This is a genomic window from Sulfitobacter sediminilitoris, from assembly GCF_010667575.1.
Taxonomy (GTDB): Bacteria; Pseudomonadota; Alphaproteobacteria; order Rhodobacterales; family Rhodobacteraceae; genus Sulfitobacter; species Sulfitobacter sediminilitoris.
Genome location: NZ_JAABNT010000004.1, coordinates 291729 through 305825 on the forward strand (window position 1 = coordinate 291729; position 14097 = coordinate 305825).

Here is a 14097-nt window from a genome sequence, read left to right on the forward strand (position 1 = left end):
ACATCTCAGCACATGCGTCTTTCCTCCATCCTGATTATCGCCCTTACGTTTTTCGCGGCGGCCGTGGTATCCCTTGTGGCTGCCAATTTCAGCGTGAAATTGATCGAGGAAACGTCAGAGATCGGCGTGCGCGACGCGCTGGATGATGCCGGCATGACATGGGCTGAAGTGCAGGCCGATGGTCTGCAGGTGACCCTTGCGGGCATCGCCCCGACCGAAGCGGTGCGTTTCAGAGCGCTCACGACAGCGGGCTCCATCATCGATGCGGCCCGTGTGATCGACGAAATGGAAGTGCAGGCACAAGCCGCAATCGCGCCACCGCGATTCTCGGTCGAAGTGCTGCGCAATGACAGTGGCATATCGGTGATTGGCCTGATCCCGACCAGCACGGACCGCGACGCTGCCATTGAACGTTTTAAGGATGTGGCGGGCGATACCAGCGTCGCGGATCTGCTTGAGCAGGCGAACTATCCTGCGCCCGATGGTTGGGAGGATGCCCTGTCTGTCGCGATCTCGGCGATTGGGCAATTACCTCGTGCAAAGGCATCGGTGGAGGCTGGCCGTGTGACGATCACGGCGATCGCCGACAGCCCCGAAGAAAAGGTGCGGATGGAGAATAGCCTGACCCGCAGAACGCCCCCCAGCGTTGAGCTGACATTGGACATCGCCGCACCGCGTCCTGTGATCACGCCGTTTACCCTGCGCTTTGAATTGGACGAAGAAGGCGCGCGTTTTGATGCCTGTTCAGCGGATACCGAAGCCGCGCGCATCCGCATACTTGCCGCGGCAACGCGCGCTGGCGTGATCGGCACAGCGCGCTGCACGGTCGGACTGGGCGTGCCCAGCCCAAAATGGGCAGATGCCGTTGAAAAGGCCATTGATGCAGTCAAGCGGCTAAATGGTGGATCGGTGACCTTCGCGGATGCGGACATCAATTTCGCGGCGCTGCCCGGCACAGATCAGGACACCTTTGACCGCGTTGTGGGCGAGTTAGAAACCAGCCTGCCAGAAGTTTTCGCCCTGCGTGCCAAGCTGCCAAAAGTTCAGGACCCCAACGAAGGTCCACCCGAATTCACAGCCACGCTGAGCCCGGAAGGCCAGGTGCAACTGCGTGGCCGCGTCAGCGATTCTGCTTTGCGCGACCTTACCGACAGCTATGCCAAGGCGCGCTTTGGCTCTGACAAGGTATATACCGCTACGCGGCTGGTCGAAGACTTGCCAGCAGACTGGGCACCGCGTGTCCTGACCGGGCTTGAGGCCTTGGCCGCGCTGAGCAATGGTAAGGTTCTGGTTACTCCCGATACGCTTTCCGTGACGGGTAATACCGGCAACCCGGATGCAAGTAATGCCATCGCCTCGCTGTTGTCAGGCAAGCTGGGTGAAGGCGCCGAATACGACATCGACGTGACCTATCAGGAAAAGCTTGATCCGATTCTTGGCCTTCCCACTCCCGACGAGTGCGAGGCACAGATCGAAGAGGTGCTGAAGGGTGGCAAAATCAACTTTGAACCCGGTTCGGCCACAATCGATGCCTCTGCGCTTAACATCATGGATGAAATCGCAGAAATCCTGAAGAAATGCGGCGACCTGCAACTGGAAATCCAAGGGTACACGGACAGTCAGGGCCGGGAGAGCATGAACCTTGCCCTAAGCCAGAGCCGCGCCGAATCCGTCCTGAACGAGCTGCGTGCGCGTCGTGTCCTAACCGGATCGTTCACAGCGAAAGGATACGGCGAAGAAAACCCGATCGCCGACAACAAGACCGAGGAAGGACGCGAGGCCAACCGCCGGATCGAGTTTCGTTTGATCCGCCCCGATACCGTTGCAACACCGGAACAAACAACGCTGGAAAGTGCCGCACAATCCGGCGATACAGACAGCGAGACGACCCAAGAAGGCCCCACTGATGAGCAGAACTGAATTCGTCCTTGCCACCGCGATCATCCTCTTTGTGGCGTTTTGCCTGGGGTGGTTCGCGAACTGGCTGCTGCACCGTTTCACACGTGTGGCGGCGGGGGATGTCGCGCAGCTGGATAAGATGAGCCAGGAGCTTCACGAGGCTGAGGAAACACGCGATCAGGCGATCACCTATCTGCAGCAACGCGAGGCGGAATTGACCAATCAACTCGCGCAAACCGAGGCAGAACTGTCGGCGGCAATGGAAGGTCTGCGCGATGCGCGCCACGAGGCTGAGGAAATGCGTGCCTATATCGAGAGTCAGTCGAAATCCGCGGACGGCGCTGACGCGGTCTTTGCCAGCAAGCGCTGAGCGCTACCAGCGTTTGAGTGCGTCCTCGTCCTCGTCCTTCGCCGCAACCCATTCCGCACCGTCCGCAGTCACTTCCCGCTTCCAGAAGGGGGCGCGGGACTTCAGGTAATCCATCAGGAATTCCGCCCCCTTGAAGGCGTCCGCCCGATGCGGTGCGGCGGTCAGCACCATCATGATCACCTCGTTGGGTGCAAGGCGCCCGTAACGGTGAATGATCCGCGCGCCGGTCAGGTCAAACCGCGTGATCGCCTCCAGCCGGATATCGCCGAGCGCTCGCTCGGTCATGCCGGGATAGTGTTCGATCTCCATATGCCGCAGGCCGCCCGCGATATCACGCGTGATCCCCGTAAAGCTGACCACGGCCCCGCTACCCTCCGCCGTCTTGGCGAAGGCATTCAGCTCCTGGCCCACATCAAAGGTGGCTTCCTGAACCCAGACCTCCACGTCAGCCCCCGGTCATCGGCGGAAAGAACGCCACTTCGCGCGCGCCCGCGATCGAGGCATCGAAATCCGTTAGCCTTTGATCGACCGCAACGCGCAAGGCCGACAGGTCGGAGAATGCCATCTCGTAGCGGTCCTCGCGCGCGCGCAACTCCTCGACCAGCGCACGCACGGTCTGCGCCTCGGTTTCGACCCGCTCACGAGGCAGGCCAATTCTTTCCCGCACCCATGCAAAGTACAAGACATCCATCAGCGTCCCTCCCTTAAATGCGGCAGTGCCTTTGTCAGGTAGTCAAAGCCGGTGATGGCCGTCAGCGCCGCCGCCAGCCACAAAAGCCAAAGGCCGATCAGCCCGGCCCATTCCATTCCTGCCAGCTTCCATCCCAGCCCGAGCACGTCTTCCTCATCCCCGTTCAGAATGGCCGAAATCATGGTTTCATCCATCCCGAAAACAGACATACCAAGGTAGTGCTCGAACACGCCTTGGCTGAACAGCACCGCAATCGCGATCATTTGCATCGTCGTCTTCCACTTGGCCAGTTTGGTCACCTTCAGCGTGCCCGCAACATCACCCAGAAACTCTCGCAGGCCGGAGACAAAGACCTCTCGAAAGAGGATGACCGTAGCGGGTAACACCAGCCAGGGCGACCAGCTTGAGAACCCGACAATCACCATCAGCGCGATCACCACCATCGCCTTGTCCGCGATGGGATCCAGCATCGCGCCCAGCTTGGTTTCCTGTTTCCAGGCGCGGGCGAGGTAGCCATCGAACCAGTCGGTGATTGCGGCCAGCAGGAATAGAACCAGCGCGAACCAATCCGCATAGGGCCGCGTGAAGTAAAGAAACATCACCGCCACCATCGGTGCCGCGAGCAAACGCAGAAGCGTCAGGATATTGGGTAGATTCCACTTCATCTTGGCCGCACCCTACAGCGCGATGCGGGGGTGTGAAAGCGCGAACCCACGTTGAATGTCGTGACCCGCCAAACGCTCGGTGTGCCATGCTGGCGTGCGCCTGCTCCACCCTTGCATCTGCCTAGCCGCGCTCGTGAAAATACGCGTAGATCGTCTCGGCCAGCGCATCTGAAACGCCATCGACAGCCTTGAGATCCGAGAGGTTTGCCCGCCCCACCGCCTTTGCCGATCCAAAATGGGCAAGCAATGCACGCTTGCGCGCCGCGCCAACGCCGGGCACGTCGTCCAACGGTGTAGCACCCACGGCCTTGGCCCGTTTCGCACGGTGTGTCCCGATGGCAAAACGGTGCGCCTCGTCCCGCATGCGCTGAACGAAATAAAGCACCGGATCGTTGTGGCGCAGCGCCATCGGTTGCTTGCCGACGCGGTGGAATTCCTCTTTGCCGGCATCACGGTCAATGCCTTTGGCGACACCGACCATCGGAATGTCCTCGACCCCGTATTCACGCATGATCTGGGCCACGGCACTGACCTGACCCGCGCCACCGTCGATCAGCAGCAGGTCGGGCCAATGCCCTTCCTTGCGATCGGGATCTTCCTTGAGCAGACGCTTGAACCGCCGGGTCAGCACCTCTTTCATCATGCCGAAGTCATCGCCGGGGGTCAGGTCATCCCCGCGAATATTGAACTTGCGGTACTGGTTTTTCATCATCCCATCGGCGCCCGCGACAATCATCGCGCCCACGGCGTTGGTCCCCTGAATATGCGAGTTGTCGTAAACCTCGATCCGGTCCGGCGTCTTTGGCAGATCGAACGCCTCGGCCAACCCTTGCAGCAGCTTGGCCTGTGTCGCCGTCTCGGCCATCTTGCGCGCAAGACTTTCGCGGGCGTTACGCAGCGCGCCGTCCACCAGCTCCGCCTTCTCACCCCGCCTTGGCACCAGCAATTCGACCTTGCGACCCAGTTTGCCTGACAGCGCCTCGGCCATCAGGTCGGGGTTCTCGATCTCATTCGAAAGGATCAGCTGGCGTGGCGGCTCGCGGGTGTCGTAAAATTGACCGATAAAGGCCTCCAGCACCTCGGCCGCATCGACGTCAGCACCAACGCGTGGGTAGTAATCCTTGTTGCCCCAATTCTGGTTGGCCCGGATAAAGAACACCTGCACACAGGCTTGTCCGCTGTCCATGTGAAGCGCGATGATGTCAGCCTCGGTCACGCCCTTCGGGTTGATGCCTTGCGCTGTCTGCACTTGGGTCAGCGCCTTGATCCGGTCGCGCAGGGCAGCCGCGCGTTCAAATTCCATCGCATCTGAAGCTGCATTCATTTCCGACGCAAGCCGCGCCTGGATGTCTGTTGTCTTACCGCAGAGAAACCGTTCTGCGTCCTTCACGGTCTGCTGGTAATCCTCTGGGCTGATCTTGCCCACGCAGGGGGCCGAGCAGCGCTTGATCTGATATTGCAGGCAGGGCCGCGTGCGGCTTTCGAACATTGCGTTCGAACAGTCGCGCAGCAGGAACACCCGTTGCAGCTGGTTCAGCGTCCGATTTACCGCGCCCGCGCTGGCGAAGGGGCCGTAATATGCCCCACGCTCTTTCTTGGCGCCACGGTGTTTCTTGATCTGAGGATAGTCGTGATCCGCCGTCACAAGGATATTGGGAAAGCTTTTGTCATCGCGCAGCAGAACATTGAATTTCGGTTTAAGCTGCTTGATCAGATTCTGCTCTAGCAGCAGCGCCTCTGTTTCGGTCTTGGTGGTCAGGAACATCATCGACGCTGTGTTCGAGATCATCCGCGCGATACGTGGCGAATGCCCTGCGGGACGTGCATAGTTGCTGACCCGAGCGCGCAAATTGCGCGCTTTTCCAACGTAAAGCACACGGCTCTCGGCATCCAGCATGCGGTACACACCCGGCGAGGTATCAATGGTCTTGAGATACCCCTGAATGACCTTGTGGCCAGTCTGCTGTGTCTGCGTCTTTTCTGCCATACTCGCCTGTGATTCTTGTGTTGCGCTGCAATATGCCGCCTTCGGTAACAAGAGTTAACCTGTCCACGGATGTTGTGGATAACTCTGCGGGTAAGTTTGGGCGCTTCTGAATTTGTTGTTGTTTTCGGCCCATTTCCACAGTTTGCCCAAAAAATAGGCGCACTTTCAAGTTATTGATTTTACTTATTATTTTCTTACACGCCTCTCAACGCTATGAAATCAAAGAGAAATTATGACACAAATGTGACCGCGACTCATAGCAGTGCAGAACTCTGATGTGTCAACCTTCATTCTACTCCAAGGACATCCGGAGTTTGCCACCCAAGGTGTTGTCCCCCGTCTACGCACAAAAGCTGACCTGTGACGCCCGGAGCATCAAGGAAGTAGCCGAGTGCCGCAGTAATATCACCGGTGTTCGCCCCACGGCCCAAGACCGTGCTGGCCCGCTGATCAGCAAAATGCGCGGCGCTTTGGCGACTACCCTGTAATGTCGGACCCGGTCCAATGGCGTTGACCCGTATGGTCGGCGCAAGTGCTTGGGCCGTCGTCTGGGTCATCGCCCAAAGCCCCATCTTGGCCAGCGTATATGTCATGAATTCAGGTGTCAGCTTGCGCACCCTTTGATCTATCATGTTGACGATCAGACCGGAGGCGACTGGCTCGCCCGCTGCATCCTGATCTGCGACCAGGTCCTGCGCTGCCATGGCCTGCGTCAACACGAACGGCGCGCGCAGATTGCTGACCATGTGCCTGTCCCAACTTTCCCGCGTGGCCGTCTGAACATTGTCATATTCAAAGATCGACGCGTTATTGATCATGCAATAGATTGGCCCACCCAATCCTTCAGCCGCGCTTTTGAACAGCGCCTGCGTTTGTGCATCGTCTAGAAGGTCTGCCTGCAACGCTACGGCATTGCGTCCCTTGGCCTTGATCTGTGCGACAACGTCTTCGGCGCCCTGCGCAGAACTGGCGTAGTGCACCGCGACGTCAAAACCGCGATCCGCAAGGTACAGCGCCATTGCTGCGCCAAGGCGCTGACCTGCGCCTGTTACAAGTGCCCGTTGCATGGCATGCCTCCTAGATCAGGACCACGAATAGATAGAGGGCATATAGTGCGCTCAGGATAATCCCCCAGAGCCGCGTGATATCCATTTTCAAAAAGACGAAGGGGATCAGCAGCAAAGACGCACCCAGCATGACCCAAAGGTCAAAGCGAAGAAATTCTGGATCGACACCAATCGGGCCGACAAGGCTGGCAATGCCGATAATGGCCAACAGGTTGAACATGTTCGAACCGATCACATTCCCCAACGCCACATCCGCCTGACGGCGCAACGCCGCCATCACCGTCGTAGCAAGTTCCGGCAACGACGTGCCGATGGCCACCAGTGTCAGGCCGATCACCGTGTCACTGACACCATAGGCCTGTGCAATAATCGTTGCGTTATCAACCAAAAGGCTGGCCCCAAGCGGCAGACCAATAAGGCCCAGCACCAGAAACACCGCGATCTGCCATTTCGGCATATCCGGGTCTGCGCCTTCAGGTTCTTCTTCGCCCTGATCCGCTTTGCGATGGTTGTGTGCGTCGCGAAAAGCGTCACCAAGGACGTATGCCAGACCGCCCAGCAGAACGAGCCCCGCAATCCAATCAAACACACCCCTGAACGCCAGTGCGATGAACAGCACCGACGCGGCAATCATGAAATTGAAGGTCTTTCTGGTCTCACACTCCGACGTGTGCATCGTCGCCAGCAGCGCCGGAATGCCCAGCACCAGAAGGATATTCGCTGTGTTTGAGCCAACCACGTTCCCAAGCGCAATGCCCGGCGCATTGTCCAACACAGCCTTGATAGAGATCAGCAACTCTGGTGCAGAGGTTCCAAAGGCCACAATTGTCAGACTGACGATCAATGCAGGCACACCAAGGCGTAGGGAAAGGTTCACTGCGCCCTTGACCAGCGCGTCGCCCGCCAGCAGCAGAATGACCAGTCCAAGCCCCGACAGAAGCCATGGCATCAGCATTACCCTTTACCTCCGCAGGTGCAGGGACCTTTGCCGATACGGTACCGTCCGCAAGCGTTGCATTTGGTCTGGGTCAGGCGTTTTGAGCCAAGCCAGTGCATCTTGCCGAACCACGCAAGCAGACCCATGAAAACCAGAAAAAGGAGGACAATCTTTGCAACCATGCGTCAGAGACCGAACCGGGCAAAAGCTGCACGTTCTTCAATGCCCTGCACGGCATCTTGAACCATCTGCGCACCCAGCCGGGACAGCAGTCCCTTCTTGGTGTTGTATTCGCGGAAGCGGACTTTATCGCCGAAACGCTCTTTCATCATCGGGCGCAGGTGACCGATGCCGTCGATCAATCCCAGTTCTACCGCCTTCTTGCCCAGCCATACCTCACCGGTGAACAGGTCTTGGTCTTCGGGCAGCTTACCGGGACGGTGGCCGCGGATATGATCCTTGAAATTGACGTGGATGTCTTCCAGCAGCGTTTTCAGCCGCGCCACATCTTCGGGGTTTTCAGGGCGGAAAGGGTCCAGCATGCTTTTGGATTTGCCTGCTGTGTAAACACGCCGCTCCACGCCATGGTTCTTGATAAACTCATCCAGCCCAAAAGATGCGGATATCACCCCGATAGAGCCAACCACCGACGAGGCATCAGCGAAAATCTCATCCGCCGCTACAGCCAGCCAATACCCCCCCGAGGCCGCCACGTCTTCGACAAAGGCGATGACAGGTACATCTTTTTCCTTGGCCAACCTGCGGATGCGCGCCGCAATCAGCGACGACTGCACCGGGCTGCCACCGGGCGAATTGATCTCAAGCGCAACAGCATCGGGCTTGCCCCGCGAGAAGGCTTTTTCAATGATCGGCCCAAGGGTCGCGTCATTCAACGTTGCACGTCCCTGACCGCCGATCATGCCGGCAAGGCGGATAACGGCAACGGTCGGGTCAGATTTGAGGAAAGGCAGCCAGTTTTTCATGTGTTCCCATGTAGAGTGCGCATCGGGTGCAAACAAGGCAAAGCCAAGCTTTATTCCCGGATGCGCCAACCGGTGCGGAAAATCCACCAGATCACAGCCAGGCAGATCCCCGTGAACAACCCGATGGCCAGCAGGCTGGTCAGGATGGGCACGTCCGCCGTGTCAAAGAATGCCCAGCGAAAGCCGGAGATCAGATAGACCACAGGGTTGAACATCGAAATCGTCTGCCAGATCGGCGGCAGCATGGAGATTGAGTAGAACGACCCCCCCAGAAAGACGAGCGGCGTCACAATCAGCAAGGGCACGATCTGCAATTGCTCAAAGTTCCCGGCCCAGATACCGAGAATAAAGCCAAAGAGCGCAAAACTGATCGCGGTGAGGATGAGGAAGGCGACCATCGCCAGAGGATGGGCAATGGTAAAATCAACAAAAAAGAACGCGGTGATCAGAATGATGATCCCTATGATCAGCGCCTTTGTCGCGGCTGCACCGACATAGCCAATGACGATCTCAAGAAAGCTGATCGGCGCGGCCAGAAGCTCAAAGAAGGTGCCGATGAACTTGGGGAAATAGATCCCGAAGGACGCATTGGAGATCGATTGAGTGATGACCGTCAGCATGATCAGCCCCGGCACGATGAATGCGCCATAGCTAACCCCTTCGACCTCTTCGATACGGCTGCCAATGGCAGCGCCAAAGACGACGAAGTAAAGCGAGGTGGAGATGACCGGCGCCAGAAAGCTTTGCGCAATGGTGCGGAAAAAGCGAAACATCTCGAAGACAAAGATGGAGCGGATGGCGGTCCAGTTCATGCCGCATCCTCCGCGTTGTCGCCGTTATTCACGAGGTTGACGAAAATCTCTTCAAGGCTGGATTGTCGCGTGACCACGTCACGCAACACGAGCCCTTCCTTGGCGACATCGCTCAGCAGTTTTGTGATGCCCGTCCGTTCAGCCCGCGTGTCATAGGTGTAGATCAATGCACTGCCATCGTCAGACAGACGCAGGGCATCGGACTGCAACAGCATGGGCACTTCACTGATCGGTTCAGTCAGTTGAACCTCCAGCTCCTTCTGCCCCATGCGGGCCATCAGCGTGTTCTTTTCTTCGACCAGCATCAATTCACCCTTGGCGATCACGCCCACACGGTCGGCAATCGCTTCAGCCTCCTCGATGTAATGGGTCGTCAGGATGATTGTCACACCGTCAGCTTTGAGGCCTGCAACAACGTCCCACATGTCCTTGCGCAACTCCACATCCACACCAGCGGTGGGTTCATCCAGAAACAAAACCCGTGGGTCATGCGACAGCGCTTTCGCAATCAGGACGCGACGCTTCATTCCGCCGGACAGCTCCCTGATCTGGCTGTCCTTCTTGTCCCAAAGCGAAAGCTGCTTGAGCACTTTCTCAATCGCCGCGTCATCGCCGCGCTTGCCAAAAAGTCCGCGTGAGAAACGCACCGTGTTGATCACGCGCTCAAAGGGTTCAAGATTGATCTCTTGCGGGACAAGCCCAATCATCGACCGGGCGGCGCGGTAGTCATTCACAATGTCATGCCCACCGACGGTCACGGACCCAGATGTCGAAGTAGTGATCCCGCAAATAGTTGAGATCAAAGTAGTTTTGCCTGCACCATTCGGTCCAAGCAAAGCGAGGATTTCGCCCTCACGGATATCTAGATCGACACCCTTAAGCGCCTCGAAACCGCCTTTGTAGGATTTCTTGAGGTCCCGGATTTCTACGATGTTTTGCATGGTCTTTGCCCTTATTTGACGGGCAACCTAGACCATCTGCGACAAAGTAACAGGCCGTTTCAGCCCTTTGACCGTCCGAACCAGCCCTTTTTTGCGGGCGCTTCTTCTGTCACTTCTTCCATCTCTCCGTCGGATGGACCTTCAAGAGCGTCTTGCAGGTTTTGAAAAAACTGGTCCGCCATTTTCTTGGCAAAGCCGTCAATGATCCGGCTGCCAAGTTGCGCGAGCTTGCCACCGACCTTTGCCTCCACATCGTAGCTCAGTTCGGTACCGCCATCTTTTTCAACCAGTCGGACCTCGGCCCCGCCTTTGGCAAAACCGGCAGCTCCGCCCTTGCCCGATCCGTCAATCTTGAGCGATGTGTCAGGTACCAGATCAGAGATCGTCACCTCTCCCTTGAAGGTCGCCTTCACCGGCCCGACCTTTTGGACAACCGTCGCTTCGTAGCCCTCTTCGACCGATCCAGTGACCTCTTGCGCACCGGGTACGCATTTCTTGAGCATCTCCGGGTCCAGCAAAGCCGCGTATACTTCGGACGGAGGAACAGAAATCTGGCGGGTGTCGGACATTTGCATGAGGGGCGCTCCTTGAATGACGTGGTGGCCTAGTTAACGCGGAGACTGCCCCAGCGGCAAGGCCTGCACTCAGGACACCCGCACAACGACTTTTCCGGTCGCTTTGCGCGTGCGCAAAAGATCAAGCGCATCGTTTGCCTGATCGAGTGGCACAACATTGCTGACATGCGGTTTGATTTTGCCCGCAACATACCAGTCGATCAAAGTTTTGAAGCTGTCAGTCAGTACCGAGGGTCTGATCTTGGCGTATCCGCCCCAGTAAAGGCCCATGACGGTCAGGTTCTTGACCAATAGGATATTCGCAGGGATCTGCGGCACATCACCGGAAGCAAATCCCAGCGGCAAAAGCCGCGCTTCAGAATTGCAGGCCCGCATCGCCGCCTTGAACTGATCACCGCCCACCGGGTCATAGACGACATCCGCGCCACCCAGCCCCTTGACGATCTCCCGGATGTCATCCGTTTCGGAATCGATCAGGTGATCGGCTCCTGCGGCGCGGCAGACCTCAAGCTTTTCTCTGCCCCGTGCACAGGCGATAACCTCGGCGCCCATGACCTTGCCCAATTCGACCGCCGTCAAACCGACGCCCCCCGATGCGCCCAGCACCAACAGACGTTCTCCGGGTTGCATCTTCGCCTTGTAGTCAAGTGCGACATGGCTGGTGCCGTAGGCGATCAGGAATGCTGCCGCATCTACCGCGCTCATTTCATCCGGGATCGGAACACATGCCTTGGCAGGTATTGCCGCGTATTCCGCCAGTCCACCCGAGCCTACATAAGCCGCCACCCGCTGACCGCTTTGCAAATCGGAGACACCTTCGCCCACCGCTTTCACCGTTCCGCAAACCTCCATGCCCACGGCGAAGGGCAGCGGGGGTTTTTCCTGATAGGTACCCTTGATCATCAGCGTATCGGCAAAATTCATCCCGCAGGTGTCGATCTTGACCAGCACTTCTCCGGCGGCGGAGATGGGCATTTCAAGCTCCTGCATGCTGAGCGGAGCGTCGTAGGCGGTAACTTGCATGGCGCGCATGGATTGGATCCTCTCGTGATGTTGGGCGCCAGATGCCCCCATGTCGGCTGGGAAAACAAGGCCGCGCGTGACAGAAATTGCGGTGCCTATCGCGGGAAACTCAACTCAACGCGCAAGCCTGGTGCATTGTCGGCAAGTTCTACCGTCGCACCATGCAACCCGGCGACCGCCTCGACCAGGCTGAGGCCAAGCCCGTGTCCGGGCGTATGCCTGCTGCGGTCCAGACGATAGAGCCGCTGCACAACCTTGTCCTTTTCGTCTGCCGGGATGCCCGGACCATTATCTGCAACGATCAGCTTGAGCTGACCGTCCTGCGCTGTCAGTTGCACCGAAACATGGCTGCCATCGGGCGTGTGGCGCAGGGCATTTTCGATCAGATTCGACAGCATCTGCCCCAAAAGCGCACGGTCCCCCTTGATAAATGCCTCTTCAAGGTCTGCTGTCAGGGTAAGGTGATGATGGCTGGCCACAGCACTTGGTTCAAAAACCTCAACCACGGTGCGGCAGACCTGTGCCAGATCCACCTTTTCAAATCGGTTTCTGGGCGATCCTGCCTCGACCTGCGCCAGTTGCAGCAAGGACTGAAAGACACGTGTCATATCGTTCACTTCGTCTTGCGTCTTGCTGACCAGAGCGGCGACCTCTCCGTCCTCATCAACCTTCGCTTCAAGCTCTTCAAGATAGACCGCAACACGCTGAAGGGGTGTTTTCAGATCATGCGCGATGTCTGACGAGACGCCCTTGAGCGCCTTCATCTGCGCTTCCTGAGCGCCTGCCATCTGGTTGAGCTTGCCGCCGATGCGAACGAGATCGTCAGACCAGCGCGGCCCGATCGTGACGCGCGCGCCCAAGTCACCGCTGGTCATGCGGTCCAGCGCCGAGCTGACAACTTCCACATGCCTCTTTGAACGACGCGCGAGGATTAACCCCCCGGAAAGAGCGATAAGAACCGTGGGAAGCAGGCTGATCAGCAGAATGTTCACGAACACATCCCGCAATGCGACGATCTCGGCCCGGCTGCGGGCCACCGTGATCAGACCACCGTAAAGCGTATCTGTCAGGGACAGGTAGTCGCCTGAAAACTGGGCCCGCTCAGGGTTCAGTGAAAAGATATGGAAACCTTCATCGTCCTGCGCAATTGCACCGTTGCCGTAGATGCGCCCATCCGGTCCGATATAGCTGAGGATCAATCGGTTCGGATCAGCCTCACGAGATTCCGCATCGACCAGCAATGCGACAGCGCGTGCGTTTGGCGCGGCACGAAACCCCGCCAAGTCCTGACGCAGATCAGCGCGAATGGTTTGTTCGAAGGAGGATTGTGTCACCGCATAGCTCGCTGCGAGGCTGAGCAGCGAAACGACAGCAAAAAGAGCCACCAAAAGGATGGCCAGCCGGATCGGCATGGACCGCCAAAGCTGCCGGATCCGATCCTTCACGCGGCAATCCTGTAGCCCGCACCACGGACAGTCTCGATCAGTTCACGATCAAAGGGTTTATCCACCTTCGCCCTGAGGCGGCTGATGTGGGTCTCGACGACGTTCGTACCGGGGTCAAACCCGATGTCCCACACGCTTTCCAACAGCATGGTCCGCGTTTGAACACGTCCCTTGCGCCGCAAGAGATGTTCCAGCAGCGCAAATTCTCTCGGCAACAGGTCAAGCTCAACGCCGCTGCGCGTCACCTTGCGTGTGATCAGGTTCATTTCCAAATCGCCGGTTTTCAGCACCGTTTCGTTTTCAATGGCTTGCGGCCGCCGCGCCAGGGCACTGACACGCGCCGACAATTCGCCGAACACGAAAGGTTTGGCCAGATAATCATCCGCTCCGGCATGCAGGCCTTCGATCCGGTCATCCACGTCGCCCAGCGCGGTGAGCAACAAAACCGGCGTCTTAATACCTGCGCCCCGAAGTGTCTTGAGCACGGTCAACCCATCCACCCCGGGCAACATCCGGTCTAAAATCATCACGTCATAGCTGGTCGACGTGGCGGCAATCAGCCCGGACTTCCCATCATCGAACAAGTCCACCACATGTCCCTCCTCGCGCAATCCTCGCGCGATATAGGCCCCGGTCGTGGCGTCGTCTTCTACAATCAGCAGCTTCATCTTGATCCGTCGGCAGTTATGTCTCGCCACCTAT

15 protein-coding genes are annotated in these 14097 nt (G+C 58.0%); 2 read left to right on the forward strand and 13 right to left on the reverse strand.

Features of this window, described 5'->3' with window-relative positions; translation table 11 throughout:
* Positions 1-12 precede the first annotated feature (12 nt).
* Positions 13-1920: an OmpA family protein gene (locus GV827_RS09235; RefSeq protein ID WP_164353497.1), complete on the forward strand. Its 1908-nt coding sequence runs from the start codon at positions 13-15 to the stop codon at positions 1918-1920.
* Positions 1907-2269: a hypothetical protein gene (locus GV827_RS09240; protein ID WP_164353498.1), complete on the forward strand. Its 363-nt coding sequence runs from the start codon at positions 1907-1909 to the stop codon at positions 2267-2269. The genes GV827_RS09235 and GV827_RS09240 overlap by 14 nt, the downstream gene beginning before the upstream one ends.
* A 3-nt stretch (positions 2270-2272) precedes the next feature.
* Here GV827_RS09240 and GV827_RS09245 read toward each other — a convergent pair whose 3' ends face one another.
* The 13 genes from GV827_RS09245 to GV827_RS09305 all read right to left on the reverse strand — a co-directional run bounded on the left by GV827_RS09245 (position 2273) and on the right by GV827_RS09305 (position 14063).
* Entirely contained in the window at positions 2273-2713 is a 441-nt protein-coding gene (locus GV827_RS09245) for a molybdenum cofactor biosynthesis protein MoaE (protein WP_164353499.1), read from the reverse strand.
* A 1-nt stretch (position 2714) separates the two neighbouring features.
* Positions 2715-2963 carry a molybdopterin converting factor subunit 1 gene (gene moaD, locus GV827_RS09250; protein ID WP_204325816.1) on the reverse strand — a complete coding sequence of 83 codons (249 nt, stop codon included), beginning with the start codon at positions 2961-2963 and terminating at the stop codon, positions 2715-2717.
* On the reverse strand, positions 2960-3625 hold the full coding sequence (pgsA, locus tag GV827_RS09255) for a CDP-diacylglycerol--glycerol-3-phosphate 3-phosphatidyltransferase (RefSeq protein ID WP_164353501.1): 666 nt from the start codon (positions 3623-3625) through the stop codon (positions 2960-2962). The genes moaD and pgsA overlap by 4 nt, the downstream gene beginning before the upstream one ends.
* A gap of 121 nt (positions 3626-3746) precedes the next feature.
* On the reverse strand, positions 3747-5612 hold the full coding sequence (gene uvrC, locus GV827_RS09260; protein ID WP_164353502.1) for an excinuclease ABC subunit UvrC: 1866 nt from the start codon (positions 5610-5612) through the stop codon (positions 3747-3749).
* A gap of 287 nt (positions 5613-5899) precedes the next feature.
* Positions 5900-6679 (reverse strand): SDR family oxidoreductase, encoded by a 780-nt coding sequence (locus GV827_RS09265; protein ID WP_164353503.1) that lies wholly within the window; start codon positions 6677-6679, stop codon positions 5900-5902.
* A 10-nt stretch (positions 6680-6689) separates the two neighbouring features.
* On the reverse strand, positions 6690-7631 hold the full coding sequence (locus GV827_RS09270) for a calcium/sodium antiporter (RefSeq protein WP_204325817.1): 942 nt from the start codon (positions 7629-7631) through the stop codon (positions 6690-6692).
* Between the two features lie 170 nt (positions 7632-7801).
* Positions 7802-8599: a S49 family peptidase gene (locus GV827_RS09275; protein ID WP_164353505.1), complete on the reverse strand. Its 798-nt coding sequence runs from the start codon at positions 8597-8599 to the stop codon at positions 7802-7804.
* A gap of 50 nt (positions 8600-8649) precedes the next feature.
* Positions 8650-9411 (reverse strand): ABC transporter permease, encoded by a 762-nt coding sequence (locus GV827_RS09280; RefSeq protein WP_164353506.1) that lies wholly within the window; start codon positions 9409-9411, stop codon positions 8650-8652.
* Positions 9408-10352 carry an ABC transporter ATP-binding protein gene (locus GV827_RS09285; RefSeq protein WP_164353507.1) on the reverse strand — a complete coding sequence of 315 codons (945 nt, stop codon included), beginning with the start codon at positions 10350-10352 and terminating at the stop codon, positions 9408-9410. Before GV827_RS09285 ends, GV827_RS09280 begins: the two co-directional genes overlap by 4 nt.
* Positions 10353-10411: 59 nt before the next feature.
* The gene (locus tag GV827_RS09290) at positions 10412-10927 is read right to left on the reverse strand and encodes a CoxG family protein (RefSeq protein ID WP_164353508.1); all 516 of its coding nucleotides are present in this window, start codon (positions 10925-10927) and stop codon (positions 10412-10414) included.
* Positions 10928-10996: 69 nt separating this feature from the next.
* Positions 10997-11959 (reverse strand): NADPH:quinone oxidoreductase family protein, encoded by a 963-nt coding sequence (locus tag GV827_RS09295; RefSeq protein WP_164353509.1) that lies wholly within the window; start codon positions 11957-11959, stop codon positions 10997-10999.
* Positions 11960-12045: 86 nt separating this feature from the next.
* The gene (locus GV827_RS09300; RefSeq protein ID WP_164353510.1) at positions 12046-13395 is read right to left on the reverse strand and encodes a sensor histidine kinase; all 1350 of its coding nucleotides are present in this window, start codon (positions 13393-13395) and stop codon (positions 12046-12048) included.
* Complete coding sequence (locus GV827_RS09305; RefSeq protein ID WP_164353511.1) at positions 13392-14063, reverse strand: response regulator; 672 nt, start codon at positions 14061-14063, stop codon at positions 13392-13394. The genes GV827_RS09300 and GV827_RS09305 overlap by 4 nt, the downstream gene beginning before the upstream one ends.
* Positions 14064-14097: the final 34 nt, after the last annotated feature.

Excerpts from the sequence above, each read along its gene's own strand:
- GV827_RS09240 (WP_164353498.1), top strand. The coding sequence starts at position 1,907 with ATGAGCAGAACTGAATTCGTCCTTGCCACCGCGATCATCCTCTTTGTG.
- GV827_RS09235 (WP_164353497.1), top strand. The coding sequence starts at position 13 with ATGCGTCTTTCCTCCATCCTGATTATCGCCCTTACGTTTTTCGCGGCG.
- GV827_RS09265 (WP_164353503.1), bottom strand. The coding sequence starts at position 6,679 with ATGCAACGGGCACTTGTAACAGGCGCAGGTCAGCGCCTTGGCGCAGCA.
- GV827_RS09305 (WP_164353511.1), bottom strand. The coding sequence starts at position 14,063 with ATGAAGCTGCTGATTGTAGAAGACGACGCCACGACCGGGGCCTATATC.
- GV827_RS09295 (WP_164353509.1), bottom strand. The coding sequence starts at position 11,959 with ATGCGCGCCATGCAAGTTACCGCCTACGACGCTCCGCTCAGCATGCAG.
- GV827_RS09290 (WP_164353508.1), bottom strand. The coding sequence starts at position 10,927 with ATGCAAATGTCCGACACCCGCCAGATTTCTGTTCCTCCGTCCGAAGTA.
- pgsA (WP_164353501.1), bottom strand. The coding sequence starts at position 3,625 with ATGAAGTGGAATCTACCCAATATCCTGACGCTTCTGCGTTTGCTCGCG.
- GV827_RS09285 (WP_164353507.1), bottom strand. The coding sequence starts at position 10,352 with ATGCAAAACATCGTAGAAATCCGGGACCTCAAGAAATCCTACAAAGGC.
- uvrC (WP_164353502.1), bottom strand. The coding sequence starts at position 5,612 with ATGGCAGAAAAGACGCAGACACAGCAGACTGGCCACAAGGTCATTCAG.
- GV827_RS09275 (WP_164353505.1), bottom strand. The coding sequence starts at position 8,599 with ATGAAAAACTGGCTGCCTTTCCTCAAATCTGACCCGACCGTTGCCGTT.
- GV827_RS09280 (WP_164353506.1), bottom strand. The coding sequence starts at position 9,411 with ATGAACTGGACCGCCATCCGCTCCATCTTTGTCTTCGAGATGTTTCGC.